Source organism: Pseudomonas sp. GP01-A4 (assembly GCF_058780865.1).
In genome coordinates this window covers 273,937-300,526 of the sequence record NZ_JBYSWF010000001.1, presented here as the reverse complement: position 1 = coordinate 300,526, position 26,590 = coordinate 273,937, and the positions used below count along the sequence as shown (strand labels likewise).

Below are 26,590 nucleotides of genomic sequence, written 5' to 3'. Positions count from 1 at the left end.
CATGAGTCGCCTGGCTGTTTTTCTACTCACCGCGTGCCTGAGCGTCAGCGCTATGGCGGCGGATGTTATCGACGGTAATCGCCAGAAAGAATTCGGCGATATCACGGTGCACTACAACACCCTGACCACCAGCTTCCTGACGCCGGAAATGGCTCAGGAAGCCGGGATCGTACGCAGCAAAGAGCTGGGCATGATCAACGTGTTCGTAAACAAGGGCGTCGAATCGATAGACGCCACCGTTACCGGCACAATCAAGGATCTGGGCGGCAAGAGCGAGATGCTGACGTTCAAGAAAATCACCCAGAAAGGTTCTACGCTTTACGTCGCCCAGTACCCGGTGCCGCAGCAGGAAACCAAGATTTTCACCATCAACGTTGAAACCGGTGGCAAAGCCCACGGTTTCAGTTTCAACCAGGAACTGTTTCCGGCGCAATGATGAACCTTACTCAACTCGTACTGGCCAGCCATAACGCCGGCAAGCTCAAAGAACTCCAGGCCATGCTCGGCGACTCGGTGCAACTGCGCTCGATTGGCGAGTTCAGCCAGGTAGAGCCGGAAGAGACCGGCCTGTCGTTTGTCGAGAACGCCATCCTCAAGGCCCGCAACGCCGCGCGTATTTCCGGCCTGCCGGCACTGGCTGACGATTCGGGCCTGGCCGTGGACTTCCTGGGCGGCGCGCCTGGCATCTACTCGGCACGTTACGCCGACGGTAAAGGCGACGCGGCCAACAACGCCAAGCTGCTGGACGCCCTCAAGGACGTGCCCGACGCGATGCGCGGCGCGCAGTTCGTCTGCGTGCTGGCCCTGGTGCGTCACGCCGATGATCCATTGCCGATCCTCTGCGAAGGCTTGTGGCACGGTCGCATCCTGCATGCGGCCAGCGGCGAGCACGGGTTTGGCTACGACCCGCTGTTCTGGGTGCCGGAGCGCAATGTCTCCAGCGCCGAATTGAGCCCGGCCGACAAGAACCAGATCAGCCACCGCGCCCGCGCAATGGATTTGCTGCGCCAGCGCCTGGGCCTGAAATGACTCAGAACACCTCCGCGCAGCCACTGATTCTCGGTGGCGCGCAAACACCTCGGGCGGCCCTGTCTCACCTGCCGCCCCTGGCGCTGTATATCCACATCCCGTGGTGCGTGCGCAAATGCCCCTATTGCGACTTCAACTCCCACACCGCCAGCAAGGTGCTGCCGGAGGAAGAGTACGTCGACGCGTTGCTGGCCGACCTCGATCAGGACCTGCATGCAGTGTACGGCCGTGAGCTGAGTTCGATCTTTTTCGGCGGCGGCACCCCGAGCCTGTTCAGCGCCGTTGCCCTGGGCCGGTTGCTCAAGGGCGTGGAAGCGCGCATCCCGTTTGCCGGCGATATCGAAATCACCCTGGAAGCCAACCCCGGTACCTTCGAGCAAGAGAAGTTCGTGGCGTACCGCAAGCTGGGGATCAATCGGCTGTCGATTGGCATCCAGAGTTTCCAGCAGGAAAAACTCGAAGCCCTGGGCCGCATCCACAACGGTGACGAAGCCGTGCGTGCCGCCGGCATGGCGCGCCAGGCCGGGTTCGACAACTTCAACCTGGACTTGATGCACGGTTTGCCCGATCAGTCCCTGGAGGACGCCCTGGGCGACCTGCGCCAGGCCATTGCCCTAAAGCCCACGCATCTGTCCTGGTATCAACTGACCCTGGAACCCAACACCGTGTTCTGGAACCAGCCGCCCGTGCTGCCGGAAGACGACACCCTGTGGGACATCCAGGAAGCCGGCCAGGCGCTGCTCGCCGAACACGGTTACGCCCAGTACGAAGTCTCGGCCTACGCCCAACCGGGCCGGCCGGCGCGGCATAACCTGAACTACTGGAGCTTTGGCGATTTTATCGGCATCGGCGCCGGTGCCCACGGCAAGCTCAGCCATCCGGATGGGCGCATCGTGCGCACCTGGAAAACCCGGGCGCCGAAGGACTACCTCAACCCGGCGAAAAACTACCAGGCCGGCGCGAAAGAACTGACCAACGAAGAGCTACCGTTCGAGTTCCTGATGAACGCCCTGCGCCTCACCGACGGTGTCGAAGCCAGGCTTTATGCCGAGCGCACCGGCCTTGAGCTGGCGAGTCTCGATGAGGCCCGTCGTGAGGCAGAACAAAGTGGCTTAATGCAGGTCGAACCGTCACGCCTGGCGGCCACCGACCGCGGGCAACTCTTTCTCAATGACCTGCTGCAGAAGTTTTTGAGCTGATTGCTCTTAAGGAAATCAAATGGATCTGGTACTCGACCTGCTCGCCACCGTATCCCGCTGGAGCCGCAGCAACCTATCGGAAATCTCCCTGGCGTTGGTAGGTTGCCTGCTGGTGCTGTTTGGCGCCGACATCAAGGGCTGGGTCGAAGCACGGCTGGGCAGCATCGCGGGTGCGCTGCGCGTGCCGCTGATGGCGCTGGTGTGCATGATCGGCAGCGGCGCTGCGCTGATCTATGCCACGCCGTGGATTGTTCGCGGGTTGAGCCAGTTCAACAACTACAGCCTGGCGCCGGTGTTGTTGGTGGTGCTGGTGTTGATTGGGGTGGTGGCGGATCGCCGCTGACTCAAGCCCCACACAAAACAAAATGTGGGAGCTGGCTTGCCTGCGATGCAGACACCTCGGTGTATCAGTGATACCGAGGTGATGCGATCGCAGGCAAGCCAGCTCCCACAGTTGATTGCATTTCAGCTTTCGAGCTAACTACGCCAGCTTCTCGAACTTCAAATCCCAAACCCCATGCCCGAGTCGCTCGCCGCGACGTTCGAACTTGGTGATCGGCCGCTCGGCCGGGCGCGGGACGCATTTGCCATCTTCCGCCAGGTTGCGGTAGCCAGGGGCGACGTTCATCACTTCCAGCATGTACTCGGCATACGGTTCCCAGTCGGTGGCCATGTGCAGGATGCCGCCCACTTTCAGCTTGCTGCGCACCAGTTCCGCGAAGGAAGCCTGGACGATGCGGCGCTTGTGGTGACGGCTCTTGTGCCAGGGGTCCGGGAAGAACAGCATCAGGCGGTCGAGGCTGTTGTCGGCGATGCAGCGGTTGAGCACTTCGATCGCGTCGCAGTCGTAGACCCGCAGGTTGGTCAGGCCCTGAGTCAGCACGCCGTTCAGCAGCGCGCCAACACCCGGACGGTGTACTTCAACCCCGATAAAATCCTGCTCCGGCGAAGCCGCGGCCATTTCCAGCAGGGAATGGCCCATGCCGAAGCCAATCTCCAGGGAGCGTGGTGCCGAGCGGCCAAACACCTGGTCGTAATCCACCGGCGCGTCTGCCAGCGGCAGGACGAACAGCGGCGTGCCCTGCTCCAGGCCCTTTTGCTGGCCCTCGGTCATGCGACCGGCGCGCATCACAAAACTCTTGATGCGGCGGTGCTTGGACTCGTCGCCTTCTTCCAGGGTGTTCGGCGTTTCGTTTGATTCAGTCATCAATGGCTCTTACTTGATCAGACCATCCAGCGGCGAGGAGGCGCTGGCGTAAAGTTTTTTCGGCATGCGCCCGGCGAGGTACGCCAGGCGGCCGGCGACAATTGCGTGGTTCATGGCTTCAGCCATCAGGACCGGCTGCTGCGCATGGGCGATGGCCGAGTTCATCAGCACCGCATCGCAACCCAGTTCCATGGCGATGGTGGCGTCGGAGGCAGTGCCCACGCCCGCATCCACCAGCACCGGGATCTTGGCTTCTTCAAGGATGATCTGCAGGTTGTACGGATTGCAGATACCCAGGCCGGAACCGATCAGACCGGCCAGCGGCATCACCGCGATGCAGCCGATTTCGGCCAGTTGGCGGGCGATGATCGGGTCGTCGCTGGTGTAGACCATCACGTCGAAACCTTCCTTGACCAGGGTCTCGGCGGCCTTGAGGGTTTCGATCACGTTGGGGAACAGGGTTTTCTGGTCGGCCAGCACTTCCAGCTTCACCAGGTTGTGGCCGTCGAGCAGCTCACGGGCCAGGCGGCAGGTGCGCACGGCTTCGATGGCGTCGTAGCAACCGGCGGTGTTCGGCAGGAAGGTGTAGCGATCCGGCGACAGCACTTCGAGCAGGTTCGGCTCGCCCTCGATCTGGCCGAGGTTGGTGCGGCGCACGGCGAAAGTAACGATCTCGGCGCCCGAGGCTTCGATGGCCAGGCGGGTTTCTTCCATGTCGCGGTACTTGCCGGTGCCGACCAGCAGACGCGACTGGAAGGTACGACCGGCCAGGACGAAAGGCTTGTCGCTACGAACGATGCTCATGGGAAATCCTCGAGTTGGGGTGAGGTTCTGCAGAATGCGGGTTGGCGCCCTGGAGCGCCGGACGGCTAGCCGCCGCCGATGGCGTGGACCACTTCGACCTGGTCACCCTCGGTGAGCGCGGTCTCGACGTGCTGGCTACGCGGGACGATATCCTGGTTGAGCTCCACTGCGACGCGGCGTCCGGTCAAGTCCAGACGGGTCAGCAGGGCCGCAACGGTTTCACCGTCGGGCAGTTCAAAGGGTTCGCCGTTCAACTGAATGCGCATGCCACGGGCCGCCATCGTTTTTAGGGGCCAGCATTCTAGCGTGATTGGCGTTGCTGGCCCAAGCCCCTTGGTCAGGCAGCCTGTAGACGCCACGCCGCCAAACCGAGGAAGAACCAGCCCAGCAGGAACGCCAGGCCACCAAACGGGGTGATGATGCCGAGCTTGCTGATGCCGGTCATGGTCAGCACATACAGGCTGCCGGAGAACAGCAGGATGCCCACGGCAAAGGACACCCCCGCCCACGTCACCAGCCTGCCCGGAATGTGCGCCGCCAACAGTGCCACGCCGAACAGCGCCAGGGTGTGCACCAACTGGTAGGTCACGCCGGTGTGGAAAATCGCCAGGTACTCGGCGCTCAGGCGGTTTTTCAGGCCGTGGGCGGCAAACGCGCCCAGGGCGACGCCGGTGAAACCGAAAAAGGCAGCCAGCATCAGAAAGCCACGCAACATGAGGAACTCCAGTCAGACTCAGGGGGCAGGGTCTGTATAATGGCCCGCTCAACGGGTTCGGCCAAGCCATCTCTATGCTGCGTCTCCTCTTCAAGCGTTTTCTCAAAGCCCTCAAGTGGTTTGCCATCGGCAGCGTGCTGCTGGTGCTGCTGTTCCGTTTCGTGCCGCCACCGGGCACTGCGTTGATGGTTGAGCGCAAGGTCGAGTCCTGGGTCGACGGCGAGCCGATTGACGTACAGCGCACGTGGGTGCCGTGGGATCAGATCTCCGACGAACTGAAAGTGGCGGTGATGGCGGGCGAAGACCAGCGCTTCCCGCAACATTGGGGTTTTGATTTCGACGCGATCCAGGCGGCGTTGCTGCATAACGAGCGCGGCGGTTCGATTCGCGGCGCCAGCACCTTGAGCCAGCAGGTGTCGAAGAACCTGTTCCTGTGGACCGGCCGCAGCTATTTCCGCAAGGGCCTGGAAGCCTGGTTTACCGGGCTGATCGAGATTCTCTGGCCCAAGCAGCGAATTCTTGAGGTGTATCTCAACAGCGTGGAGTGGGATGAAGGCGTGTTCGGCGCCGAAGCGGCGGCGCGGCATCACTTTGGCGTGAGCGCCAAGGCGCTGACCCGCCAGCAGGCCAGCTACCTGGCGGCGGTGTTGCCTAACCCGCGGGTGTGGAGTGCCAGCCATCCAACGTCGTATGTCGCGCGACGGGCGGCGTGGATTCGGCAGCAGATGAGTCAGTTGGGTGGCGACAGCTATTTGAATGAGCTGAACAACTCGCGCAAGGCGCCTTGGGCTGACTGACCCACCACAAAACAAAAGTGGGAGCGGGCTTGCTCGCGAAAGCGGTGTGCCAGTCAATACTTTAGGTGACTGATCCACCGCCTTCGCGAGCAAGCCCGCTCCCACATTTCGATCGCGCTGTCCTAGCTACCTGTGTCAGGCGGCGATCGACAGTTTCAGCTTGTTCATCGCACTCTTCTCGAGCTGACGAATCCGCTCGGCCGACACGTTGTACTTCTGCGCCAGGTCGTGCAGCGTGGCTTTTTCTTCTGCCAACCAGCGCTGGTAGAGAATGTCACGGCTGCGGTCGTCCAGCACTTCCAGCGCTTCGTGCAGGTTGTGATTGGAGTTGTCGCTCCAGTCGGCATCTTCCAGCTGACGCGCCGGGTCGTACCGGTGGTCTTCCAGGTAGTTGGCCGGCGATTGGAAGGCGCTGTCGTCGTCCGCTTCGGCGGCCGGGTCGAAGGCCATGTCATGGCCGGTCAGGCGACTTTCCATCTCGCGCACTTCACGTGGCTCTACGCCAAGGCTTTCGGCCACGCGATGCACTTCTTCGTTGTTCAGCCACGCCAGGCGTTTCTTCTGGCTGCGCAGGTTGAAGAACAGTTTGCGCTGGGCCTTGGTGGTCGCGACTTTCACGATGCGCCAGTTGCGCAGGATGAATTCGTGAATTTCCGCCTTGATCCAGTGCACAGCAAACGACACCAGGCGCACACCCATTTCCGGGTTGAAGCGCTTCACAGCTTTCATCAGGCCAACGTTGCCTTCCTGAATCAGGTCAGCCTGGGCCAGGCCGTAGCCGCTATAGCTACGGGCGATATGTACGACAAAACGCAGGTGGGCGAGCACCATCTGCCGAGCCGCCCCCAAATCCTGCTCATAGTAGAGACTCTCGGCCAGTTCACGCTCCTGCTCGGGCGTCAGCAATGGAATGCTGTTGACCGTGTGCACATAGGCCTCCAGGTTCGCACCCGGGACCAGAGCATAAGCAGGTTGCAAAGAAGTGGTCATACGAAAAAACCTCCGACTCACATAACTCGTGCAGTTCAGCACTGCGAAAATTGACCGGGAACCGTAGGACAAGTTCCCTAAACCACTGATACGGTCAATACAAACGAAACCACGTTACCCTGACATTAACTACTTCGGTGCCAGCTCACGTAAATGCCGTGCGACCGCAATCCAAGCACCGATATACCCCAAGAGCACTGCCCCAAGCAACAATGACAGACCATCGGCTGCCGGCACGCCGGCCAGGGCAAAATCGCTGCCGTACAAACCGGCAAGCCCCACCACCGCATCGTTCAGCCAGTTCAGGCCAAAAGCCAGTACGCCCCAGGACAAAATTCCCGCACCGAAGCCATACAGCGCGCCCATGTACAGAAAAGGCCGACGCACATAGCTGTCCGTGCCGCCGACGAGTTTAATCACTTCTATCTCGGTGCGGCGGTTTTCAATATGAAGACGAATGGTATTGCCTATCACCAAAAGTAATGCAGACACCAGCAACACCGTCAGGCCGAACACAAACCGGTCGCCCAGCTTGAGAATCGCGGCCAACCGCTCTACCCAGACTAGATCAAGTTGTGCCTGTTGGACCTTCGGCAGCTCTGCGAGTTTTTGTCGCAGGGCTTCCAGGGTGGTCTTGTCGACCTCGTTCGGGGTGACCAGCACCACGCCCGGCAGCGGGTTTTGCGGCAACTCCTTGAGCGCCTCGCCCAGGCCGGACTGTTGCTGGAACTCTTCCAGGGCTTGATCGCGGCTGATGTACTCAGCCTCGGCCACACCCGGAATGCCCTTGATCTGGTCGCGCAGGGACTCACCGTCCTGGGCGCTGGCATCCAGGTTCAGGTACAGGGAAATCTGCGCCGCCCGCTGCCACGAACCGCCAAGGCGCTCGACATTGTTCAGCAGCAATGACAAGCCCATGGGCAGGCTCAAGGCCACGGCCATGACCAGGCAGGTAAAAAAGCTGCCGATCGGCTGCTTGCCGAGGCGGCGCAGGCTGTCTACCAGGCTGGCACGGTGGCTTTCGATCCAGGCATGCACCAGGGTGCCGAAATCCGGGCCATCGTCTTCGTCGCGTTTTTTCTTCTGTGGCTGCGGGTCGGCCGCCTTTGGCGCGACGCGCTCGGAAACCTTCGGGCTGCGTGTTGCACTCATACCCCAGCCTCCCCGTCACCGATCAGGCGGCCGCGTTGCAGGGTCAGCATGCGGTGGCGCATGCGGGCGATCAGCGCCAAGTCGTGACTGGCGATCAGCACGCTGGTGCCCAGGCGGTTGATGTCTTCGAACACGCCCATGATTTCTGCGGCCAGGCGCGGGTCGAGGTTACCGGTGGGTTCGTCCGCCAGCAGCAAGGCCGGGCGATGGACGATGGCGCGGGCGATGCCGACGCGCTGTTGCTGGCCGGTGGACAGGTCGCCTGGGTACAGGTCGGTCTTGTCCGACAGCGCCACGCGTTCCAGGGCCGAATCCACGCGCTTGACGATTTCGGCCTTGGACAGACCGAGAATCTGCAACGGCAAGGCGATGTTGTTGAACACCGTGCGATCGAACAGCAACTGGTGATTCTGGAACACCACGCCGATCTGCCGGCGCAGGAATGGAATCTGTGCGTTGCTGATGGTTGCCAGGTCCTGGCCCGCCAGCAGCAGTTTGCCGGTGGTTGGGCGCTCCATGGCCAGCAACAGGCGCAACAAGGTACTTTTACCGGCACCCGAATGGCCGGTCACAAACAAGAATTCGCCGCGACGCACCCGGAAACTCAGCTCATGCAAGCCGACATGCCCGTTGGCGTAGCGTTTACCGACCTGTTCGAAACGAATCATGAACGCTCCCGCTCGGCAAACAGTGCCTGTACAAAGGGTTCGGCTTCAAAAGTGCGCAGGTCGTCGATGCCTTCACCGACGCCGATGTAACGAATCGGCAACCCGAACTGCTTGGCCAGGGCGAAGATCACACCGCCCTTGGCCGTGCCGTCGAGCTTAGTCAATGCCAGGCCGGTCAGTTGGACCGTCTGGTGGAATTGTTTGGCCTGGCTGATGGCGTTCTGGCCGGTACCGGCGTCCAGCACCAGCAACACCTCGTGGGGCGCGTCGGCATCGAGCTTGCCGATCACGCGGCGAACTTTCTTCAGCTCTTCCATCAGGTTGTCTTTGGTGTGCAGGCGACCGGCGGTATCGGCGATCAGCACATCAATGTTGCGCGCCTTGGCGGCCTGCACCGCATCGAAGATCACCGAGGCCGAATCGGCGCCGGTGTGCTGGGCGATGACCGGGATCTTGTTGCGCTCGCCCCAGACCTGCAATTGCTCCACGGCGGCGGCACGGAAGGTGTCACCGGCGGCGAGCATGACTTTCTTGCCTTCCAGTTGCAGCTTCTTCGCCAGCTTGCCGATGGTGGTGGTCTTGCCGGCGCCGTTGACGCCAACCACCAGGATCACAAACGGCTTTTTCTGCGTATTGATGATCAGCGGCGCTTCCACCGGCTTGAGCATGTTGGCCAGCTCGGCCTGCAGCGACTTGTAGAGCGCATCGGCGTCGGTCAGCTGCTTGCGCGCGACCTTCTGGGTCAGGCTCTGGATGATCACGGCGGTGGCTTCGACGCCCACGTCGGCGGTCAGCAGGCGGGTTTCGATGTCCTCCAGCAGCTCGTCATCGATGGTCTTTTTGCCGAGAAACAGGCTGGCCATGCCTTCGCCGATGCTGGCGCTGGTCTTGCTCAGGCCTTGCTTGAGGCGGGCAAAGAAACCGGTCTTGCCGGTTTCGGCAGGAACAGCAGGCTCTTCGATGACTGCTGGCGCGGCGATGGCGACCGGAACAGGTTCGGCAACCATCGGTGCAGGCACCTCAACCACTGGCGGCGCTTGGACCACAACGGGCGCAGGCTCCACGAGGGCCGGAATCGGCGGAGCCACATGCTCGGCCAGCTCGTCTTCAACCAGTGCTACAGGCTCTTCTGCCACCGGCAACACCAGCCATGGCTTGTGCTCTGGCTCTGGCGCAGGTTCTGGCTCAACCACCGGCTGCAACACCGGCTCGGCCATCGGCAACACCACCGGGGCCGGTGTTTCGGCAACCGGTTCGGCTTCTACTATGGATTCGGGGATCGGTTCAGCTTGAACCTGCGGCTGTTCGACGACGGTTTCCTGCGGCTTTTTGCGCAGCCATCCGAACAGGCCTTTTTTCTCGCCAGCCGCAGCTGGGGTCTTCTTGTCGTCGTTGGAACCAAACATGGAGACGGCTATCTCAAGGTAGCGACGCGCCAGGGGGCGTGCCGGTAAATAAAATTCGATGCGTAACAGACTGTTTTTTAGCCAGCTCGTTCATGCGCAACATTTTGTAAGGCCTAAATAGAGCCTTAACAAGACAGCCATAGTGGCCGTCCCTAGGTCGGACCAGTATCCTAGCACCTCCTCGCCCGCCGACGCTAAGACCAAGCGGGCAGCCCAACAGGTTTAAAAACGAATGAATGCTCTAGCCCGCCGCGCCGCAGGCCTGCTGCTCAGCACAGTTTGTCTGCCCCTTTCAGCTTTGGCTGCCGACCCACAACCCACCCACGAATTCACCCTGGACAACGGCCTCAAGGTCGTCGTGCGCGAAGACCATCGCGCCCCGGTGGTGGTTTCCCAGGTCTGGTACAAGGTTGGCTCCAGCTACGAAACCCCGGGCCAGACCGGTTTGTCCCACGCCCTGGAACACATGATGTTCAAGGGCAGCGCCAAGGTCGGCCCCGGCGAGGCTTCGTTGATCCTGCGTGACCTGGGCGCGGAAGAAAACGCCTTCACCAGCGACGACTACACCGCCTACTACCAAGTGCTGGCCCGTGACCGCCTGGGCGTCGCCTTCGAGCTGGAAGCCGACCGCATGGCCAGCCTGCGCTTGCCGGCCGACGAGTTCAGCCGCGAGATCGAGGTGATCAAGGAAGAGCGCCGGATGCGCACCGACGACAACCCGATGTCCAAGGCCTATGAGCGCTTCAAGGCCATGGCCTACCCGGCCAGCGGCTACCACACGCCGACCATCGGCTGGATGGCCGACCTGGACCGCATGAAGGTTGAAGAACTGCGCCACTGGTACCAATCCTGGTACGTGCCGAACAACGCCACCCTGGTAGTGGTGGGCGACGTAACCCCGGATGAAGTCAAAACCCTGGCCCAGCGCTATTTCGGCCCGATCCCCAAGCGCGACGTCCCCCCGGCGAAAATCCCGCTGGAGCTGGCCGAGCCCGGTGAACGCCTGCTGACTATGCATGTACAGACCAAACTGCCGAGCGTGATCCTTGGGTTCAACGTGCCGAGCCTGGCCACCGCTGAAGACAAACGCTCGGTCAACGCCCTGCGCCTGATCTCGGCCCTGCTGGACGGCGGCTACAGCGCGCGCATCTCGACACAACTGGAGCGCGGCGAAGAGCTGGTGTCCGGCGGCTCGTCGAGCTACGACGCCTACACCCGCGGTGACAGCCTGTTCACCCTGACTGCCACACCGAACCTGCAAAAGAAAAAGACCGTGGCCCAGGCTGAAGCCGGCCTTTGGCGCCTGCTGGATGAGCTGAAGGCCAAGCCACCGAGCGCTGAAGAACTGGAGCGTATCCGCGCCCAGGTCATCGCCGGCGTGGTTTACCAGCGCGACTCGATCACCAGCCAGGCCACTGCCATCGGCTCCCTGGAGACGGTGGGCCTGTCCTGGAAACTCATGGACACCGAGCTGGCCGAGCTGCAAAGCGTCACCGCCGAAGATATCCAGAAAGCTGCACGCACCTATTTCACCCGCGAACGTCTCAGCGTCGCCCATGTCTTGCCTGAGGAGACCGCTCATGAGTGAACGTAAAAACAACCGCCTGGTGCTGCCCGGCCTGATCGTGGTGACTTTGGCTGCGGCCTGCGCGGTGTACTTGCTGCGCCCCAGCGAATCCGTCGCCAGCCAGGCGCTGGAGCAGGCCAAGTCCGCCAACAAGCTGCAATCCCTGGCCGAGCTGGACGACAAGGCGCCGACCAACCGCAAGCTCGACGTGCAAACCTGGACCACCGCCGAAGGCGCCAAGGTGCTGTTCGTCGAAGCCCATGAACTGCCGATGTTCGACATGCGCATCCTGTTCGCCGCCGGCAGCAGCCAGGACGGCGCAACACCAGGCCTGGCGCTGTTGACCAACGCAATGCTCAACGAAGGCGTGCCGGGCAAGGACGTCAGCCAGATTGCCGCCGGTTTCGATGGCCTGGGGGCTGATTTCAGCAATGGCGCCTACCGCGACATGGCGCTGGTTTCCCTGCGCAGCCTGAGCGCCAGCGACAAGCGTGACGCCGCCCTGTCACTGTTTGACGACGTGATCGGCAAGCCGACCTTCCCGGCAGACTCTCTGGCGCGGATCAAGAACCAGTTGTTGGCGGGCTTCGAGTACCAGAAACAGAACCCCGGCAAACTGGCGAGCATCGAGCTGTTCAAGCAGCTCTATGGCGACCACCCTTACGCCCATCCGAGCGAAGGCAACGCCGAGAGCGTGCCGAAGGTGACTCTCGCGCAATTGAAGGACTTCCACGCCAAGGCCTACGCCGCCGGCAACGCAGTGATTTCCGTAGTCGGCGATCTGACCCGCGCCGAAGCCGAAGCCATGACCGCCAAGGTTTCCGCGTCCCTGCCAAAAGGCCCGGCGCTGGCGAAAATCGCCCAACCGGTCGAGCCCAAGGCTGGCACCACACATATCGAGTTCCCGTCCAAGCAGACAACCCTGCTGCTGGCGCAACTGGGAATCGACCGTGCCGACCCGGATTACGCCGCGCTGTCCCTGGGTAACCAGATTCTCGGCGGCGGTGGCTTCGGCACCCGTTTGATGAGCGAAGTGCGCGAGAAACGCGGCCTGACCTACGGCGTATACTCCGGTTTCTCGCCGATGCAGGTACGCGGCCCGTTCATGATCAACCTGCAAACCCGCGCCGAAATGAGCGCCGGCACGCTGCGATTGGTGCAGGACGTACTCGCCGACTACCTCAAGACCGGCCCGACACAGAAAGAACTCGATGACGCCAAGCGCGAACTGGCCGGCAGCTTCCCGCTGTCCACCGCGAGCAACGCCGATATCGTCGGGCAACTGGGCGCCATGGGTTTCTACAACCTGCCGCTGAGCTACCTGGAAGATTTCATGAAACAATCCCAGGCGCTGACCGTTGACCAGGTCAAAGCTGCTTTGAACAAACATTTGAGTGCCGACAAGATGGTCATCGTGACCGCCGGCCCGACGATTGCGCAAAAGCCACTACCGCCCCCCACTGATAAACCCGCCGAGCAACCGCTCGGGGTTCCGGAGCATTAATGGCCCGTCCATCCCGTCCCAAAAAACCTGTCCACAACGTTCACAACGGTGTGGGCCAACTGCGCATCATCGGCGGAGAGTGGGGCAGCCGTAAGCTGAGCTTCCCTGATGTCGTGGGCCTGCGCCCGACGCCAGACCGCGTGCGTGAAACCCTGTTCAACTGGCTCGCGCCGTATATCGCCGGGGCCAAGGTGCTGGACCCGTTCGCGGGTAGCGGCGCGTTGTTCCTGGAGTCGCTGTCCCGTGGCGCGGCGCTGGGCCAGGCGCTGGATGCCAGCAATGTGGCGGTCGCCAGCCTCAAGGAACACCTGGGCACGCTGCGTTGCACCACCGGGCAAGTGCAGACGGCTGATGCGTTGCGCTACCTGGAAACCCAGGAAGCCCGTGAGTTTGACGTGGTGTTTCTTGATCCGCCGTTCAACCAGAACCTGCTGCCGACTGTATGTGCGCTGCTGGAAGAGCGTCAGTGGTTGGCGCCGGATGCCTGGATCTACACTGAAAGCGAGACGGCACCGTCCACACTCGGCCTGCCGGGCACCTGGCGCCTGCACCGCGAGCAGAAATCCGGGCGGGTGTATTACGCGTTGTGGCAACGCACCGTGTAGGAGCGAGCTTGCTCGCGAAGATCGTTAACGATGACGCGGGAAACCAGGGGAACGCGGTGATCTTGAGTTTTTCGCGAGCAAGCTCGCTCCTACAATGATTGGAGCAAGCCCATTCGGCACCGAGAATTTCATGACTCCGCCCCTCGACCGCTTCTCCCCCGCCTTCGGCCTCGGCAACCCGCACCTGCAAACGTTGTGGGGACCGCTGTGGCGCAAAACCACGCACATCGAACGCCAGCGCGAACGGCTGTGGCTGGCAGACGGCGACTTTCTCGACCTCGACTGGCATGGGCCCCATGACGCAACCACCCCGCTGGTGCTGGTACTGCACGGGCTGACCGGCTCGTCCAACTCCCCTTACGTCGCCGGCCTGCAAAAAGCCCTCGCAACCCAAGGCTGGGCCAGCGTCGCGCTAAACTGGCGTGGCTGCTCCGGCGAACCCAACCTGCTTGCCCGCAGCTACCATTCCGGCGCCAGTGAAGACCTGGCCGAAACCATCGTTCACCTGCGAGCCAAGCGCCCGTTGGCGCCGCTGTATGCGGTGGGGTATTCACTGGGCGGCAATGTGCTGCTCAAGTACTTGGGCGAAACCGGCGAAGCCTGCGGGCTGCAAGGCGCGGCCGCCGTGTCGGTACCGTTTCGCCTGGATCAGTGCGCCGATCGCATTGGCCTGGGCTTTTCTCGGGTTTATCAGAAGCATTTCATGCGCGAAATGCTGGCCTATATCCGCGTCAAACAAAGCCGGTTTCTCAAGGATGGCCGCGAGGCAGGCCTGAAAACCCTCGCCGACCTGGGCTCGCTGGAGAAGATGCGCACGTTCTGGGACTTTGACGGCCGCGTCACCGCGCCGCTGCACGGGTTCCTCAGTGCCGAGGACTACTACCGCCGCGCCTCCAGCCGCTACTACCTCGGGGGCATTCGCACACCAACCCTGATCATCCAGGCCGCGGACGACCCGTTCGTGTTCGCCCACAGCCTGCCCGAGGCCAGCGAACTGTCGGATTGCACCGAGTTCGAACTGCTGGCCAAGGGCGGGCATGTCGGGTTTGTGGACGGCTCATTGAAGCAGCCAACTTACTACCTGGAACGGCGAATCCCGGAGTGGCTACTGACACAACGCCGATAAAAATGTGGGGGCTCCCACACTTTGGATCAGACCGGGTCAGGCAGACCTCAGTCGCCTGTTGCAACTTCCCGCTTTGGATCAGTGATCCACTCGCTCCACGACCCCGCGTACAACTTGCCCAACGGGTAACCCGCCAGGCACAGCGCAAACAGGTTGTGGCAGGCAGTCACGCCGGACCCGCAGTAGGCCACCAGGTCATCCGGCGAGCGGTCTTGCAGCTTGGCGGCGAAGCGTTGCTTGAGCTGGTCCGCCGGCAGGAAACGGCCGTCGCTGCCCAGGTTTTCATTGAATGCGGCACACTGCGCGCCGGGGATATGCCCGGCAACCGGGTCGATCGGCTCCACTTCACCACGAAAACGCGGCTGGGCGCGGGCGTCGATCAGGGTCAGGCCGGGCTGGCCAAGGCGTTTCTGCAGGTGTTCGGCGTCCAGTTGCAAGTGGTTGTCCGGCGTGCCGCTGAAGGTGCCGGGCTCGATCACCGGCGCATCCAGGCTCAACGGGAAGCCCGCCGCGTGCCAGGCTTTCAGGCCGCCATCGAGGATGAACACACCGTCTCGCTTGCCCAGCCAGGCCAGCAGCCACCAGGCACGGGCGGCATAGGCACCCGGGCCGTCGTCATACAAAACGATATCGCTGTCGGCGTTAACGCCCCATGCCCGCAGTTGCCGGATAAACGCATCCGGCGCCGGCAACGGATGGCGACCGGTCACGCCCTTGATTATCGGCCCGCTGAGGTGGCGCTCCAGGTCGGCATACTGCGCCCCTTCGATATGCCCTTCGGCGTAGCTGCACAGGCCGTAGTCCGGGTCTTCCAGGGCAAAGCGGCAATCGAGGATTACCAGCCCGCCGGACTTCTGGCGCTCGGCCAGTTGCTGGGGGCTGATCAGTTGGGCAAGCGGCATGACTGACTCCTGTGGCTAGGTTAGCGTTCGGGAAACATCCTACTTCACTTCTTCCAGCGCCTGATTCAACGGCACGTAAAACTCTTTGAACAGTGCATCCACCGCGTCCTTGGCCTTGGGGGTGATAAACCCGGCTTCCAGCACCAGCACCTGATACACCCCGCGCTTGATCGCCTCGGCGCTCAGGTGCGTGGACTTTTCATTGGTGGTGCACAGGAAGCGCACCCACGAGGTGAGGATGATCCAGGCGTTGAGGGTCAGGGCTTCGGTTTGTACCGGGTCCATGTTCAGGATGCCGGCATCGACAAAACCCTGGTAGATGGCTGCGCCCTGGATCAGGCAACGCTGGGAGAACCGCCGGTAGCCGGTGGCCAGCTCCGGGTCGCTTTCCAGCAGGTGTTCGAGGTCGCGGTGCAGGAAGCGGTAGCGCCACATGCCGGCCAGCACCGCCTGCAGGTAGAAGCGCTTGTCTTCCACGGTCACCGCACGGCCCTGGGGCGGGCGCAGGAAGCTGTCCACCAACGCTTCGTACTCACGAAACAGCACTGCGATAATCGCCTGCTTGTTGGGGAAGTGGTAGTACAGGTTGCCCGGGGAAATTTCCATATGGGCAGCGATATGGTTGGTGCTGACACTGCGCTCGCCCTGCTGGTTAAACAGCTCCAGGCTGGTTTGCACAATGCGCTCGCTGGTCTTTACTCGTGGTGCCATGGGAAATCAACTTCTAGACCCGTGATGGCGGCATCTTACGGACTATCCTTGTCCGGATAAATCGGCACGTTGTGCAATGTTATTTGACAATTTAGAGCAATGACTCTAAAAACTGAAGCATTCCAATAACAATCGGGAACTTCGCCATGTCTGCCAACGTTGCCTACCTGCAAGATTCCCAGGCGCTGGACCAGCTCCAGGAACTGTTCGACGCCCAGCGCCAAGCCTACGCCGCCAACCCGATGCCGCCGGCCGCCCAGCGCCAGCAATGGCTCAAGGCCTTGCGCGAGCTGTTGAGTGACGAGCGCCAGGCGCTGATCAACGCCATCAGCAGTGATTTCAGCCACCGCAGCGCCGACGAAACCCTGTTCGCCGAACTGATGCCCAGCCTGCATGGCATTCACTACGCCAGCAAACACCTCAAGGGCTGGATGAAACCTTCCCGCCGCGCTGTAGGCATTGCCTTCCAGCCCGCGTCCGCCAAGGTCATCTATCAACCCCTGGGTGTTGTCGGGGTGATCGTGCCCTGGAACTACCCGTTGTACCTGGCCATCGGCCCGCTGGTGGGTGCATTGGCGGCCGGCAACCGGGTGATGCTCAAGCTCAGCGAATCCACCCCCGCCACCGGCCAGTTGCTCAAGACGCTGCTGGCGAAGATCTTCCCCGAGGACCTGGTGTGCGTGGTGCTCGGCGAGGCTGAAGTGGGCATGGCGTTTTCCAAGCTGCGCTTCGACCACCTGCTGTTCACCGGCGCCACCAGCATCGGCAAGCACGTGATGCGCGCGGCGGCCGAACACCTGACGCCGGTCACCCTGGAACTGGGCGGCAAATCACCGGCGATTGTTTCCGCCGACGTGCCGCTCAAGGACGCCGCCGAACGCATCGCCTTCGGCAAGGCGCTGAATGCCGGGCAAACCTGCGTGGCGCCGGACTATGTGCTGGTGCCGGAAGACCGTGTAGACGGCTTCGTCGAGGCCTACAGCAAGGCGGTTCGCGGGTTCTATCCGACCCTGGCCGACAACCCGGACTACACCGCCATCATCAACGAACGACAGTTGGCCCGGCTCAACGGCTACGTGAAAGACGCCACCGACAAGGGTGCCACCCTGGTCCCGCTGTACGACCAGGGCCAGGACCGCCGCATGGCCCACAGCCTGCTGCTGAATGTCAGCGACGAGATGACCGTGATGCAGGACGAAATCTTCGGCCCGGTGCTGCCGATCGTGCCGTATCGCGGCCTCGACCAGGCCTTTGCCTACATCAATCAGCGCCCTCGCCCGCTGGCGCTGTATTACTTCGGCTACAACAAGGCGGAACAGAACCGCGTACTGCACGAAACCCATTCCGGCGGCGTGTGCCTGAACGACACGTTGCTGCACGTAGCCCAGGACGACATGCCCTTCGGCGGTATCGGCCCGTCGGGCATGGGCCATTACCACGGCCATGAAGGTTTCCTGACCTTCAGCAAGGCCAAGGGCGTGCTGATCAAGCAACGCCTGAACGCGGCCAAGCTGATTTACCCGCCCTATGGCAAATCCATCCAGAAGTTGATCCAGAAGCTGTTCGTCCGCTAACAAACCCATCACAGGGATAACAATAAGAATGAACCCTAGCCTGACTGAATCACCCGCGCTGTCACGGCGCGGCGTCTTGAAACTCGGCCTGTGCGCCAGCGCCTTCCTGGCCACCGCCGGGCTGGGCGCCAGCCTCAGCGGCTGCTCCAGCAGCACCCCGGCCAGCGGCTTTGCGATGTTGCGCAGCAGTGACCTGCCGTTTTTGCGGGCAGTGATTCCGGTGCTGCTGGAGGGCGTGGCCAGCGCCGAGATAGTGGTGGCCGGCATCGACGACACCCTGAAAAAGCTCGACTTCAGCCTGCAACACCTGTCGCCCGAGATGTTCAAGCTGACCCAGCAACTGTTCGACGTCTTGGGCATGGCCATCACCCGTGGGCCTCTGACCGGCGTGTGGGGCAGTTGGGAAAACGCCAGCGCCGAGCAGATCCGCAACTTCCTGCACCGCTGGGAAAACAGCTACCTGAACCTGCTGCGCATGGGCCAGGGCTCGTTGCTCAAACTGGTGATCATGGCCTGGTATTTCCGCCCCGAGTCCTGGGCGCATTGCGGCTACCCCGGCCCACCGAAAATCTGATTCGCATCCCGATAAAAACAAGAGACGACCCTGATGCCCGTACCTGATCTGTTCCGCGATGGCATGGCCCGCGGCTGGAAAACCCACAATGGCGCCGCCCTCGACCAGGACCTGACCCTGGAGGCTGACGTCGCAATCATCGGCAGCGGTGCCGGCGGCGGCACCACCGCCGAAATCCTCAGCGCCGCCGGCTACAAGGTGCTGTTGATCGAAGAAGGCCCGCTGAAAACCAGCAACGACTTCAAGCTGCTGGAGGACGAGGCCTACGCCACCCTGTACCAGGAAGGCATCGGGCGCATGAGCAAGGACGGCGCCATCACCATCCTGCAGGGCCGAGCGGTCGGCGGCACCACGCTGATCAACTGGACCTCCAGCTTCCGCACCCCGGACCCGACCCTCGCCCACTGGGCCAGCGAATACGCGGTCAAGGGCCACAGCAGCGCCGAGATGGCGCCCTGGTTCGAAAAAATGGAACAACGCCTGGGCATCGCGCCTTGGGCCATGCCACCGAATGCCAACAATGACGTGATCCGCAAGGGCTGCGAAAAGCTTGGCTACAGCTGGCACGTGATCCCGCGCAATGTGCGCGGCTGTTTCAACCTGGGGTATTGCGGCATGGGTTGCCCGGTCAACGCCAAGCAATCAATGCTGGTGACCACCATTCCGTCCACCCTGGAGAAAGGCGGCGAGCTGCTGTACCTGGCCCGCGCCGAAAGCCTGAAGTTCAGCGGCGACACCATCACCAGCCTCGAATGTGTGGCCATGGATCAGTATTGCGTGGCACCGACCGGCCGCAAAATCACGGTCAAGGCCAAGCACTACGTACTGGCCGGCGGCGGCATCAACAGCCCGGCGCTGCTGCTTCGTTCCGATGCACCCGACCCCCACTCGCGCCTGGGCAAACGGACCTTTCTGCACCTGGTGAATTTTTCCGCCGGGCTGTTCGACGAGGTGATCAACCCGTTCTACGGGGCGCCGCAGTCGATCTATTCCGACCACTTCCAATGGCAGGACGGCACTACCGGCAAAATGTCCTACAAGCTCGAAGTACCGCCGCTGCATCCGGGCCTCGCCAGTACCTTGCTTGGCGGCTACGGCACGCAGAACGCGCTGGATATGGGCCAACTGCCCAAGACCCACGCAATGCTTGCCCTCTTGCGCGACGGTTTCCACCCCGACAGCCCGGGCGGCACCGTCGAATTGCGCGGCGATGGCACCCCGGTGCTCGATTATCAGGTTTCGCCCTACGCCTGGGACGGCCTGCGCCGGGCATTCCACAGCATGGCGGAGATTCAGTTTGCCGGCGGCGCCAAGTCGGTGATGCCGCTGCACGGCGATGCGCGCTACGTGAACACCTTGGCTGAAGCCCGCAGCATGATCGACGGGTTGAACCTCGAATTGCACCGAACCCGGCTCGGCAGCGCTCATGTAATGGGCGGTTGCGCGATGGGGGAAGAACCGAAAAACGCCGTGGCCGACAGCCTTGGGCGCCATCATCAACTGCGCAACTTGTCGATCCACGATGGCTCGCTATTCCCCACCAGTATTGGCGCTAACCCGCAGTTATCGGTGTATGGATTGACGGCGCAACTGGCGACGGCATTGGCCGAACGTCTGAAAACGGCCTGAAAAAACCGGGTATTCGCGGTGTCTATAGTGCTTTCTTCTGAATAAGTTGACTTGGCCGACCGGGATGGCTGCGATACCATCCGGTTCCCCAACGGACTCCGCCAGGACGACGCGATGAACCGAGTGTTGTACCCAGGTACCTTCGACCCAATCACCAAGGGCCATGGCGATCTGGTCGAACGCGCCTCGCGCTTGTTCGACCATGTGATTATCGCGGTCGCTGCCAGCCCCAAGAAGAACCCGCTGTTTCCCCTGGAACAGCGCGTGGAGCTGGCCCGTGAGGTCACCAAGCATCTGCCCAACGTTGAAGTGGTCGGCTTCTCGACGCTGCTGGCGCACTTCGCCAAGGAACAGAACGCCAATGTGTTCCTGCGCGGCCTGCGGGCGGTGTCGGACTTCGAATACGAATTCCAGCTGGCCAACATGAACCGCCAACTGGCGCCGGACGTGGAAAGCCTGTTTCTTACGCCTTCGGAACGTTATTCGTTCATTTCCTCGACGTTGGTCCGGGAAATCGCGGCGTTGGGCGGGGATATCACCAAGTTCGTGCACCCGGCTGTGGCGGATGCTCTCACCCTGCGATTCAAGAAATAATCCCGGACTTTGGGCTTATTGTGGCGAGGGGCTTGTCTGTGGCGAGGGGGCTTGTCCCCCGTTGGGCTGCGAAGCAGCCCCAATAAAGACGCCGCGTAGTTTCAGGTAAAACCCGTTCGCCTGATTCGGGGCCGCTTCGCGCCCCAACGGGGGACAAGCCCCCTCACCACAGACAAGCCCCCTCGCCACAGGGGCGCCAATGCGGCACAATTGCGCGCATTAGTTTTCAGATGCCTTGGCTGACAGCCTTGGCAGGAGTTTCCATGTCCCTGATCATCACCGACGATTGCATCAACTGCGACGTCTGCGAACCCGAGTGCCCGAACGCTGCCATTTCCCAGGGTGAAGAGATCTATGTGATCGACCCCAACCTGTGCACCCAGTGTGTCGGCCACTACGACGAACCCCAGTGCCAGCAGGTTTGCCCGGTGGATTGCATTCCGCTGGACGAGGCTCATCCGGAAACGGAAGAGCAACTGATGGAGAAGTACCGGTTGATTACCGGGAAGGCCTAAGTCCCTTGGCGCTTCATTAAGCCCCTTCGCGAGCAAGCCCGCTCCCACATTCGACCGAGTTCCACCTTTGGAATGCAGTCGAATGTGGGAGCAGGCTTGCTCGCGAATAGGCCATCAGCAGCACCACAAATTGTCAGCTCTGACACTTCGGGCAAAACACACTCGCCCGCTGCCCCAGTATTACGTTGCGCAACTCAGCCCCACAGACCTTGCACGCCTCGCCACCACGGCCATAGACGAACAATTCCTGCTGGAAATACCCCGGCTGTCCGTCGCCACCGATAAAGTCCCGCAGCGTGGTGCCGCCGCGCTCGATGGCCGCCGCCAGGATGCGTTTGATCTCGATCGCCAGCTTCAGGTAACGCCCACGGGAAATGCCCTTGGCTTCCCGGCGCGGATCAATCCCGGCGGCAAACAGCGCTTCCGTCGCGTAGATATTGCCCACGCCCACCACCACCGCGTTGTCCATGATGAACGGCTTCACCGCCATCGAGCGTCCACGGGACAGCTGGAATAGCCGCTCGCCGTCGAACAGGTCGGTCAACGGCTCCGGCCCCAGGCGGATCAGCAGCTCGTGGTTCAGCGGGTCGAGGCTCCAGAGCATCGCGCCAAAGCGTCGCGGGTCGGTGTAGCGCAGGGCCAGGCCCGACTCCAGTTCTATATCCACATGCTCATGCTTGGCCGCCGGGCTGCCGGCTTCCACCAGGCGCAGGTTGCCCGACATGCCCAAGTGGCTGATCAGCGTGCCGACCTCGGCATTGATCAACAAATACTTGGCCCGCCGCTCCACCAGCACGATGCGTTGCCCGGACAGCCGCACATCCAGGTCTTCCGGGATCGGCCAGCGCAGGCGCCGCTCACGCACCACCACACGGCTGACCCGCTGGCCTTCCAGGTGCGGCGCAATTCCGCGCCGGGTGGTTTCGACTTCCGGTAACTCGGGCATGTGTACCTCTTGGAAAAAGGGTTAGTGCGCGCCCAGCTCGCGGATCGACAACTTCAAACTCTCGAAGTCGTAGTCCGACAGGCCGATATGGTCCAGCACCAGCGGGCCGATGGCGTTCCACTCATGGTCATCCACCTGGTTGCCCAGCACGCGGTACGACGCACAAATGTGCTCGGCCATCTTCAGGATCGCCAGCAGGTTTTTCAGCTGCGGCTTGTGGTTGGACTCGTCGCTGAAAATCGCCAGGGCATTGTGGTGATTGGCGATGGCATCGGTCACATGTTCCGGCAGGCGCCAGGATTTGGCGGTGTAGTAACCCACCACGGCATGGTTGGTGTTGAACGCCTGGTTCTCGGTGTCGACCACACGGCACTCCGGGCCGGCGTTGGCATAGGCCTCTTCCAGCACACTCATGTAGTTCGGGAAACGCTTGAGCATCAACGGCACGCCACAATCGTGGAACAGCCCCAATGCGTAGGCTTCATCGACCGCCTGGCTGCCGGTGCGCTTGGCCAGGGCCAGGCAGGTCATGGCCACGTCCTGGGCGGTGTCCCAGAAACGGTTGAGGGTGACGATCGTGTCGTCGCTCATCTCGCCCTTGATCGACTGCGCGTTGATCAGGTTGACGATGGAGCGGCTGCCCAGCAGGTTCACCGCGCGCTGTATCGAGACGATCTTGTTGCTCAGACCGTAATACGGCGAATTGACGATCTTCAGCAGCGAGCCGGAGAGGCCCGGGTCCTGGGCGATCAACCGGGCGATCACTTCCAGGTCCGGATCGGGCATGTACTGCTCCATCTGCAAATCCACCATGATTTGCGGTTGAGGCGGCACACTGATGCCTTGGAGGCTCTGTTGGATCTGTTCGGCGGATAGCTCTTGGGACATAGGGGGCACACTCTGGACTAGGCGGCGATTCTAACCTTTATGGCAACCAGGCTGACACCTCAAAAACCCGAACTGAACCGCTTCCACATGTCCGGCGGCGCCGCCAAGTACTGCACAACACGGTATACTCCCGCTCTTTTTTCCGGAGCGACGTCATGTCCCTGCCAAGCCTGCGTCTCAAAGCCAACGCCGATCGTCGTTTGCGCAACGGCCACCTGTGGGTCTACAGCAACGAAATCGATGTGGCCGCCACACCTCTTCACGGCTTCCAGGCAGGCGACCAGGCGATCCTGGAAGCAGCCGGCGGCAAGACCCTCGGCATCGTGGCCATGAGCCCGAACAACCTGATCTGCGCCCGCCTGCTGTCCCGCGACATCAAGTTGCCGCTGGACAAGTCGCTGCTGGTACACCGCATCAACGTCGCCCTGTCCCTGCGTGACCGCCTGTTCGACAAGCCGTTCTACCGCCTGGTGTACGGCGATTCCGACTTGTTGCCAGGCCTGGTGGTCGACCGTTTCGGCGACATCCTGGTGGTGCAGATCGCTTCGGCGACCATGGAAGCCCACAAGGAAGACGTGATTGCCGCACTGACCCAAGTGCTCAAGCCAAGCGGCATCCTGTTCAAGAACGACTCCGCCGCGCGTGATGCCGAAGGCCTCAACCGCTACGTCGAAACCGTGTTCGGCCTGGTGCCGGAGTGGGTGGCACTGGAAGAAAACGGCGTGAAGTTCGAAGCGCCGGTGATCCAGGGCCAGAAGACCGGCTGGTTCTACGACCACCGCATGAACCGCGCTCGCCTGGCTCCGTATGCCAAAGGCAAACGCGTACTCGACCTGTACAGCTACATCGGCGGCTGGGGCGTGCAAGCGGCCGCCTTCGGTGCCAGTGAAGTGTTCTGCGTCGACGCCTCCGCCTTCGCCCTCGACGGCGTGGAGCGCAACGCGGCACTGAACGGCGTTGCCGAGAAAATGACCTGCATCGAAGGCGACGTGTTCGAAGCCCTCAAAGAGCTGAAAGCCAGCGAAGAGCGTTTCGACGTGATCGTGGCCGACCCGCCTGCCTTCATCAAGCGCAAGAAAGACATGAAGAACGGCGAAGGCGCCTACCGCCGCCTGAACGAGCAAGCCATGCGCCTGCTCAGCAAGGACGGCATCCTGGTCAGCGCTTCGTGCTCGATGCACTTGCCGGAAGACGACCTGCAAAACATCCTGCTGACCAGCGCCCGTCACCTGGATCGCAATATCCAGATTCTGGAACGCGGCGGCCAGGGCCCGGACCACCCGGTGCACCCGGCGATTGCCGAGACCCGGTATATCAAGAGCATTACTTGCCGGTTGTTGCCGAACAGCTAACGCCCAATTGGAACCGGATCAACTGTAGGAGCGAGCTTGCTCGCGAAAGACGAATAGACAACACGGGCTACCTGATAGCGCTGCGTTATCGTTGACGTTCTTCGCGAGCAAGCTCGCTCCTACAGCGGCAACACACACCATCATGGGCTTGGCCTCCCACAACACTTTTGATTGAATTCCCCGTTTCGCAGACTAGTATCGGTTTCTGGTTTTACTCCGGAAAATAAAAACAATGTCTGAGTCCTCTTATTCGCCACCCCATGGCGACGTAAAACGCCAACAACGCTCGCGCTTCATCCTCATCACCTGCATCTCGCTGATCAGCTTCTTCCCGATCAATATCCTGCTGCCCTCCTTTCCAGCCCTGGCCGCGAAGTTCGATACCTCAACTGCTGAGGTCGCCTTATCCATCAGCCTGTTCACTCTGGTTTTTGCGATTTCCCAACTGATCGCCGGCCCGCTTTCAGATAAATTCGGGCGCAAGGAAGTGCTGCTGGGGTGCATCGTGGTTTCCACCCTAGGCTCGATCGGCTGCGCACTGGCGGCGAATTACCCGAGTTTCCTGCTGTTTCGCGCCGTCCAGGCCATCGGCTGTGGCTTTTTTGTACTCGGCCATGCGCTGGTTGAAGACCTTTTCGAAGAGCAGGATCGCGCCCGCATCCGCATCTACTACATGACCCTGAGCGGATCGTTCGTTGCGCTGTCGCCGCTGCTCGGCTCCTGGCTGCAAACCACATTTGATTGGCAGGGCAGCTTTTATGGATTTGCGGTGATGGCGCTGGGCATGTTTATCCATGCCTGGCTGATATTGCCGTCCAAGGCGGCCAGCCCTGAAAGAGCCCCTGTTTCGATCATCGCCACGCTGAAATCCATCGCAAGCAACCGGGACTTCATCCGTTACTGGTGGATCGCCGCGTTGGTATTCGCGTGTTACTTCGCCTTGATCAGCGTGACACCGCTGATTTTCATGGATGAGTTGAAGCTGTCCGAATACCAGTACGCGGTAGTGCTGATGGTGTATGGCGTTGCCTACCTGCTGGGCGGCGTTGCAGCAACTGCACTGCAGAAACATATCTCCCTCACGCGACAAATCAACCTCGGGCTGGGCCTGCTGGGGATCGCAGGCGTATTGCTGACGCTGGTGATCAGCTATGAGGCCATGACCACCATCACCCTGCTGATCCCGATGCTGATCAGCGCCCTGGCCGTGACCCTGGTTCGCCCCGCCGCGATTTCCGCGGCCATGTTGCTGTTCTCCAGCAGCGCCGGCACCGCCGCGTCGGCCGGCAACAGCATCATGTTCATCACCGCCGCCGTCAGCAGCGCCGCGCTCGCCCAAGCCGGAGACAACTTGCTGATGACCATCGCCATCAGCTTCATCGTGCTCAGCGTTTGGGGCGTAGTGACGAACATCAGAGTCGGACGCTAACGCTCTCCCACTCCCACTCCCACTGTAGGAGCGAGCTTGCTCGCGAAAAACATATAGGCGACACGGGCCACCTGATAGCGCTGCGTTATCGTTGACGTTCTTCGCGAGCAAGCTCGCTCCTACAGAAGGCATGACATATTCAGAACCAGTGTTTAAACGCCAATAGACACTGTTGCCTCCTACCGTCTCTCTTCTACCCACACGAAGAGGACGAAGGAATGTCCACCCAGCAAAACGCCCATCGGCTGCGTAAAGGCCGCTATTCGGAATCCGGCCGCATTTACCTGCTCACCGCCGTCACCCATCAACGACAGCTGGTCTTCCAGGACTGGCGCATTGGTCGCCTGCTTGTTCGCGAATTCAGAAAGGCTCAGGACGACGGCGAGGCGACCTCACTGGCCTGGGTCGTGATGCCGGACCATTTCCATTGGCTGGTGGAATTGCACAACGGCGATTTGCCGAGACTGATGCGGATTACCAAGTCGCGAAGTGCCCACGCCATTAACAAAGCGAGGAGTTGCCACGGGACACTTTGGCAAAAGGGCTACTTTGATCGGGCGCTACGCCGGGAAGATGACCTGAAAGCAACAGCTCGATACATCGTCGCCAATCCATTAAGAGCAGGGCTGGTTGAGCGTATCGGCGACTATCCGCTCTGGGACGCCATGTGGCTGTGAAATACGCAACCCTGTAGGAGCGAGCTTGCT

General features: G+C 61.6%; 29 protein-coding genes. 17 read left to right on the top strand and 12 right to left on the bottom strand.

The features are described from left to right. Position 1: 1 nt before the first annotated feature. From AC3WKX_RS01425 to AC3WKX_RS01410, 4 genes are read left to right on the top strand one after another with little or no spacing between them, the layout of a single operon-like run. Entirely contained in the window at positions 2–436 is a 435-nt protein-coding gene (locus AC3WKX_RS01425) for a DUF4426 domain-containing protein (RefSeq protein WP_003213770.1), read from the top strand. Continuing rightward, positions 433–1,029, top strand: a complete 597-nt coding sequence (gene rdgB / locus AC3WKX_RS01420; RefSeq protein ID WP_008434161.1) for an RdgB/HAM1 family non-canonical purine NTP pyrophosphatase — start codon at positions 433–435, stop codon at positions 1,027–1,029. The genes AC3WKX_RS01425 and rdgB overlap by 4 nt, the downstream gene beginning before the upstream one ends. Further along, positions 1,026–2,228 carry a radical SAM family heme chaperone HemW gene (gene hemW, locus AC3WKX_RS01415; protein ID WP_102604120.1) on the top strand — a complete coding sequence of 401 codons (1,203 nt, stop codon included), beginning with the start codon at positions 1,026–1,028 and terminating at the stop codon, positions 2,226–2,228. The genes rdgB and hemW overlap by 4 nt, the downstream gene beginning before the upstream one ends. Before the next feature lie 19 nt (positions 2,229–2,247). Beyond that, on the top strand, positions 2,248–2,571 hold the full coding sequence (locus AC3WKX_RS01410) for a DUF3392 domain-containing protein (protein WP_003213776.1): 324 nt from the start codon (positions 2,248–2,250) through the stop codon (positions 2,569–2,571). Between the two features lie 138 nt (positions 2,572–2,709). On the opposite strand, the gene trmB is transcribed toward AC3WKX_RS01410, so the two are convergent. The 4 genes from trmB to AC3WKX_RS01390 all read right to left on the bottom strand — a co-directional run bounded on the left by trmB (position 2,710) and on the right by AC3WKX_RS01390 (position 4,954). After that, the gene (gene trmB / locus AC3WKX_RS01405; RefSeq protein ID WP_102604119.1) at positions 2,710–3,435 is read right to left on the bottom strand and encodes a tRNA (guanosine(46)-N7)-methyltransferase TrmB; all 726 of its coding nucleotides are present in this window, start codon (positions 3,433–3,435) and stop codon (positions 2,710–2,712) included. Between the two features lie 9 nt (positions 3,436–3,444). Next, positions 3,445–4,239, bottom strand: coding sequence for a thiazole synthase (locus tag AC3WKX_RS01400; RefSeq protein WP_102370101.1), 795 nt, complete (start codon positions 4,237–4,239; stop codon positions 3,445–3,447). Between the two features lie 65 nt (positions 4,240–4,304). Then, a complete protein-coding gene (gene thiS, locus AC3WKX_RS01395) occupies positions 4,305–4,505 on the bottom strand; it encodes a sulfur carrier protein ThiS (protein WP_008434168.1) in 201 nt (66 codons plus the stop codon). A 71-nt stretch (positions 4,506–4,576) separates the two neighbouring features. Then, positions 4,577–4,954 carry a DUF423 domain-containing protein gene (locus AC3WKX_RS01390; RefSeq protein WP_003213781.1) on the bottom strand — a complete coding sequence of 126 codons (378 nt, stop codon included), beginning with the start codon at positions 4,952–4,954 and terminating at the stop codon, positions 4,577–4,579. 74 nt (positions 4,955–5,028) lie between these two features. On the opposite strand from AC3WKX_RS01390, the gene mtgA reads away from it, so the two are divergent. Then, on the top strand, positions 5,029–5,751 hold the full coding sequence (gene mtgA, locus AC3WKX_RS01385; RefSeq protein WP_102370102.1) for a monofunctional biosynthetic peptidoglycan transglycosylase: 723 nt from the start codon (positions 5,029–5,031) through the stop codon (positions 5,749–5,751). Positions 5,752–5,886: 135 nt separating this feature from the next. On the opposite strand, the gene rpoH is transcribed toward mtgA, so the two are convergent. The 4 genes from rpoH to ftsY all read right to left on the bottom strand — a co-directional run bounded on the left by rpoH (position 5,887) and on the right by ftsY (position 9,967). Further along, positions 5,887–6,741: an RNA polymerase sigma factor RpoH gene (rpoH, locus tag AC3WKX_RS01380; protein WP_003176698.1), complete on the bottom strand. Its 855-nt coding sequence runs from the start codon at positions 6,739–6,741 to the stop codon at positions 5,887–5,889. A gap of 129 nt (positions 6,742–6,870) precedes the next feature. Beyond that, on the bottom strand, positions 6,871–7,893 hold the full coding sequence (gene ftsX, locus AC3WKX_RS01375) for a permease-like cell division protein FtsX (protein WP_003213783.1): 1,023 nt from the start codon (positions 7,891–7,893) through the stop codon (positions 6,871–6,873). Then, positions 7,890–8,561: a cell division ATP-binding protein FtsE gene (ftsE, locus tag AC3WKX_RS01370; RefSeq protein ID WP_003213784.1), complete on the bottom strand. Its 672-nt coding sequence runs from the start codon at positions 8,559–8,561 to the stop codon at positions 7,890–7,892. Before ftsE ends, ftsX begins: the two co-directional genes overlap by 4 nt. Further along, on the bottom strand, positions 8,558–9,967 hold the full coding sequence (gene ftsY, locus AC3WKX_RS01365; protein ID WP_102604118.1) for a signal recognition particle-docking protein FtsY: 1,410 nt from the start codon (positions 9,965–9,967) through the stop codon (positions 8,558–8,560). The genes ftsE and ftsY overlap by 4 nt, the downstream gene beginning before the upstream one ends. A gap of 232 nt (positions 9,968–10,199) precedes the next feature. On the opposite strand from ftsY, the gene AC3WKX_RS01360 reads away from it, so the two are divergent. The 4 genes from AC3WKX_RS01360 to AC3WKX_RS01345 all read left to right on the top strand — a co-directional run bounded on the left by AC3WKX_RS01360 (position 10,200) and on the right by AC3WKX_RS01345 (position 14,769). Next, complete coding sequence (locus AC3WKX_RS01360) at positions 10,200–11,555, top strand: M16 family metallopeptidase (protein WP_003213786.1); 1,356 nt, start codon at positions 10,200–10,202, stop codon at positions 11,553–11,555. Then, positions 11,548–13,038: a M16 family metallopeptidase gene (locus tag AC3WKX_RS01355; protein WP_003213787.1), complete on the top strand. Its 1,491-nt coding sequence runs from the start codon at positions 11,548–11,550 to the stop codon at positions 13,036–13,038. The genes AC3WKX_RS01360 and AC3WKX_RS01355 overlap by 8 nt, the downstream gene beginning before the upstream one ends. Further along, entirely contained in the window at positions 13,038–13,643 is a 606-nt protein-coding gene (gene rsmD, locus AC3WKX_RS01350; protein WP_003213788.1) for a 16S rRNA (guanine(966)-N(2))-methyltransferase RsmD, read from the top strand. Before AC3WKX_RS01355 ends, rsmD begins: the two co-directional genes overlap by 1 nt. Before the next feature lie 130 nt (positions 13,644–13,773). Continuing rightward, entirely contained in the window at positions 13,774–14,769 is a 996-nt protein-coding gene (locus tag AC3WKX_RS01345) for a hydrolase (RefSeq protein WP_102604143.1), read from the top strand. 47 nt (positions 14,770–14,816) lie between these two features. Here AC3WKX_RS01345 and AC3WKX_RS01340 read toward each other — a convergent pair whose 3' ends face one another. Both AC3WKX_RS01340 and AC3WKX_RS01335 read right to left on the bottom strand, forming a co-directional pair. Then, positions 14,817–15,671 (bottom strand): sulfurtransferase, encoded by an 855-nt coding sequence (locus AC3WKX_RS01340; RefSeq protein WP_087693253.1) that lies wholly within the window; start codon positions 15,669–15,671, stop codon positions 14,817–14,819. Positions 15,672–15,710: 39 nt separating this feature from the next. After that, positions 15,711–16,382 (bottom strand): TetR/AcrR family transcriptional regulator, encoded by a 672-nt coding sequence (locus tag AC3WKX_RS01335; protein WP_003213791.1) that lies wholly within the window; start codon positions 16,380–16,382, stop codon positions 15,711–15,713. Between the two features lie 146 nt (positions 16,383–16,528). Here AC3WKX_RS01335 and AC3WKX_RS01330 point away from each other — a divergent pair, with 146 nt between their 5' ends. The 5 genes from AC3WKX_RS01330 to AC3WKX_RS01310 all read left to right on the top strand — a co-directional run bounded on the left by AC3WKX_RS01330 (position 16,529) and on the right by AC3WKX_RS01310 (position 21,268). Then, on the top strand, positions 16,529–17,956 hold the full coding sequence (locus AC3WKX_RS01330) for a coniferyl aldehyde dehydrogenase (protein ID WP_102604117.1): 1,428 nt from the start codon (positions 16,529–16,531) through the stop codon (positions 17,954–17,956). Positions 17,957–17,984: 28 nt separating this feature from the next. Further along, on the top strand, positions 17,985–18,530 hold the full coding sequence (locus AC3WKX_RS01325) for a hypothetical protein (RefSeq protein ID WP_003213794.1): 546 nt from the start codon (positions 17,985–17,987) through the stop codon (positions 18,528–18,530). A 33-nt stretch (positions 18,531–18,563) separates the two neighbouring features. Beyond that, the gene (locus tag AC3WKX_RS01320; RefSeq protein WP_102604116.1) at positions 18,564–20,159 is read left to right on the top strand and encodes a GMC family oxidoreductase; all 1,596 of its coding nucleotides are present in this window, start codon (positions 18,564–18,566) and stop codon (positions 20,157–20,159) included. A 114-nt stretch (positions 20,160–20,273) separates the two neighbouring features. Continuing rightward, positions 20,274–20,753, top strand: coding sequence for a pantetheine-phosphate adenylyltransferase (coaD, locus tag AC3WKX_RS01315; RefSeq protein WP_003176711.1), 480 nt, complete (start codon positions 20,274–20,276; stop codon positions 20,751–20,753). Positions 20,754–21,016: 263 nt separating this feature from the next. Further along, positions 21,017–21,268 carry a YfhL family 4Fe-4S dicluster ferredoxin gene (locus tag AC3WKX_RS01310; protein WP_003213796.1) on the top strand — a complete coding sequence of 84 codons (252 nt, stop codon included), beginning with the start codon at positions 21,017–21,019 and terminating at the stop codon, positions 21,266–21,268. 133 nt (positions 21,269–21,401) lie between these two features. Here the strand turns inward: AC3WKX_RS01310 and mutM are convergent, their stop codons facing one another. Continuing rightward, a complete protein-coding gene (gene mutM, locus AC3WKX_RS01305) occupies positions 21,402–22,214 on the bottom strand; it encodes a bifunctional DNA-formamidopyrimidine glycosylase/DNA-(apurinic or apyrimidinic site) lyase (protein WP_003213797.1) in 813 nt (270 codons plus the stop codon). A gap of 21 nt (positions 22,215–22,235) precedes the next feature. After that, positions 22,236–23,048 (bottom strand): HDOD domain-containing protein, encoded by an 813-nt coding sequence (locus AC3WKX_RS01300; RefSeq protein ID WP_173882995.1) that lies wholly within the window; start codon positions 23,046–23,048, stop codon positions 22,236–22,238. A gap of 209 nt (positions 23,049–23,257) precedes the next feature. Here AC3WKX_RS01300 and AC3WKX_RS01295 point away from each other — a divergent pair, with 209 nt between their 5' ends. The 3 genes from AC3WKX_RS01295 to AC3WKX_RS01285 all read left to right on the top strand — a co-directional run bounded on the left by AC3WKX_RS01295 (position 23,258) and on the right by AC3WKX_RS01285 (position 26,560). Beyond that, entirely contained in the window at positions 23,258–24,454 is a 1,197-nt protein-coding gene (locus AC3WKX_RS01295) for a class I SAM-dependent rRNA methyltransferase (protein WP_071485033.1), read from the top strand. Positions 24,455–24,686: 232 nt separating this feature from the next. Beyond that, positions 24,687–25,883, top strand: a complete 1,197-nt coding sequence (locus AC3WKX_RS01290; protein ID WP_003213800.1) for an MFS transporter — start codon at positions 24,687–24,689, stop codon at positions 25,881–25,883. A gap of 218 nt (positions 25,884–26,101) precedes the next feature. Continuing rightward, on the top strand, positions 26,102–26,560 hold the full coding sequence (locus tag AC3WKX_RS01285; protein WP_003213801.1) for an REP-associated tyrosine transposase: 459 nt from the start codon (positions 26,102–26,104) through the stop codon (positions 26,558–26,560). The last annotated feature ends 30 nt before the right edge of the window (positions 26,561–26,590 follow it).

What these genes read in the sequence shown, in the direction of transcription:
- AC3WKX_RS01400 (WP_102370101.1), bottom strand. Translation starts at nt 4,239, where the DNA reads ATGAGCATCGTTCGTAGCGACAAGCCTTTCGTCCTGGCCGGTCGTACC.
- rdgB (WP_008434161.1), top strand. Translation starts at nt 433, where the DNA reads ATGATGAACCTTACTCAACTCGTACTGGCCAGCCATAACGCCGGCAAG.
- AC3WKX_RS01310 (WP_003213796.1), top strand. Translation starts at nt 21,017, where the DNA reads ATGTCCCTGATCATCACCGACGATTGCATCAACTGCGACGTCTGCGAA.
- trmB (WP_102604119.1), bottom strand. Translation starts at nt 3,435, where the DNA reads ATGACTGAATCAAACGAAACGCCGAACACCCTGGAAGAAGGCGACGAG.
- ftsX (WP_003213783.1), bottom strand. Translation starts at nt 7,893, where the DNA reads ATGAGTGCAACACGCAGCCCGAAGGTTTCCGAGCGCGTCGCGCCAAAG.
- rsmD (WP_003213788.1), top strand. Translation starts at nt 13,038, where the DNA reads ATGGCCCGTCCATCCCGTCCCAAAAAACCTGTCCACAACGTTCACAAC.
- mtgA (WP_102370102.1), top strand. Translation starts at nt 5,029, where the DNA reads ATGCTGCGTCTCCTCTTCAAGCGTTTTCTCAAAGCCCTCAAGTGGTTT.
- AC3WKX_RS01425 (WP_003213770.1), top strand. Translation starts at nt 2, where the DNA reads ATGAGTCGCCTGGCTGTTTTTCTACTCACCGCGTGCCTGAGCGTCAGC.
- AC3WKX_RS01345 (WP_102604143.1), top strand. Translation starts at nt 13,774, where the DNA reads ATGACTCCGCCCCTCGACCGCTTCTCCCCCGCCTTCGGCCTCGGCAAC.
- AC3WKX_RS01325 (WP_003213794.1), top strand. Translation starts at nt 17,985, where the DNA reads ATGAACCCTAGCCTGACTGAATCACCCGCGCTGTCACGGCGCGGCGTC.
- AC3WKX_RS01285 (WP_003213801.1), top strand. Translation starts at nt 26,102, where the DNA reads ATGTCCACCCAGCAAAACGCCCATCGGCTGCGTAAAGGCCGCTATTCG.
- AC3WKX_RS01340 (WP_087693253.1), bottom strand. Translation starts at nt 15,671, where the DNA reads ATGCCGCTTGCCCAACTGATCAGCCCCCAGCAACTGGCCGAGCGCCAG.
- AC3WKX_RS01390 (WP_003213781.1), bottom strand. Translation starts at nt 4,954, where the DNA reads ATGTTGCGTGGCTTTCTGATGCTGGCTGCCTTTTTCGGTTTCACCGGC.
- AC3WKX_RS01320 (WP_102604116.1), top strand. Translation starts at nt 18,564, where the DNA reads ATGCCCGTACCTGATCTGTTCCGCGATGGCATGGCCCGCGGCTGGAAA.
- mutM (WP_003213797.1), bottom strand. Translation starts at nt 22,214, where the DNA reads ATGCCCGAGTTACCGGAAGTCGAAACCACCCGGCGCGGAATTGCGCCG.
- AC3WKX_RS01360 (WP_003213786.1), top strand. Translation starts at nt 10,200, where the DNA reads ATGAATGCTCTAGCCCGCCGCGCCGCAGGCCTGCTGCTCAGCACAGTT.
- AC3WKX_RS01330 (WP_102604117.1), top strand. Translation starts at nt 16,529, where the DNA reads ATGTCTGCCAACGTTGCCTACCTGCAAGATTCCCAGGCGCTGGACCAG.
- ftsY (WP_102604118.1), bottom strand. Translation starts at nt 9,967, where the DNA reads ATGTTTGGTTCCAACGACGACAAGAAGACCCCAGCTGCGGCTGGCGAG.
- rpoH (WP_003176698.1), bottom strand. Translation starts at nt 6,741, where the DNA reads ATGACCACTTCTTTGCAACCTGCTTATGCTCTGGTCCCGGGTGCGAAC.
- AC3WKX_RS01295 (WP_071485033.1), top strand. Translation starts at nt 23,258, where the DNA reads ATGTCCCTGCCAAGCCTGCGTCTCAAAGCCAACGCCGATCGTCGTTTG.
- AC3WKX_RS01355 (WP_003213787.1), top strand. Translation starts at nt 11,548, where the DNA reads ATGAGTGAACGTAAAAACAACCGCCTGGTGCTGCCCGGCCTGATCGTG.
- hemW (WP_102604120.1), top strand. Translation starts at nt 1,026, where the DNA reads ATGACTCAGAACACCTCCGCGCAGCCACTGATTCTCGGTGGCGCGCAA.
- AC3WKX_RS01410 (WP_003213776.1), top strand. Translation starts at nt 2,248, where the DNA reads ATGGATCTGGTACTCGACCTGCTCGCCACCGTATCCCGCTGGAGCCGC.
- thiS (WP_008434168.1), bottom strand. Translation starts at nt 4,505, where the DNA reads ATGCGCATTCAGTTGAACGGCGAACCCTTTGAACTGCCCGACGGTGAA.
- AC3WKX_RS01335 (WP_003213791.1), bottom strand. Translation starts at nt 16,382, where the DNA reads ATGGCACCACGAGTAAAGACCAGCGAGCGCATTGTGCAAACCAGCCTG.
- ftsE (WP_003213784.1), bottom strand. Translation starts at nt 8,561, where the DNA reads ATGATTCGTTTCGAACAGGTCGGTAAACGCTACGCCAACGGGCATGTC.
- coaD (WP_003176711.1), top strand. Translation starts at nt 20,274, where the DNA reads ATGAACCGAGTGTTGTACCCAGGTACCTTCGACCCAATCACCAAGGGC.
- AC3WKX_RS01290 (WP_003213800.1), top strand. Translation starts at nt 24,687, where the DNA reads ATGTCTGAGTCCTCTTATTCGCCACCCCATGGCGACGTAAAACGCCAA.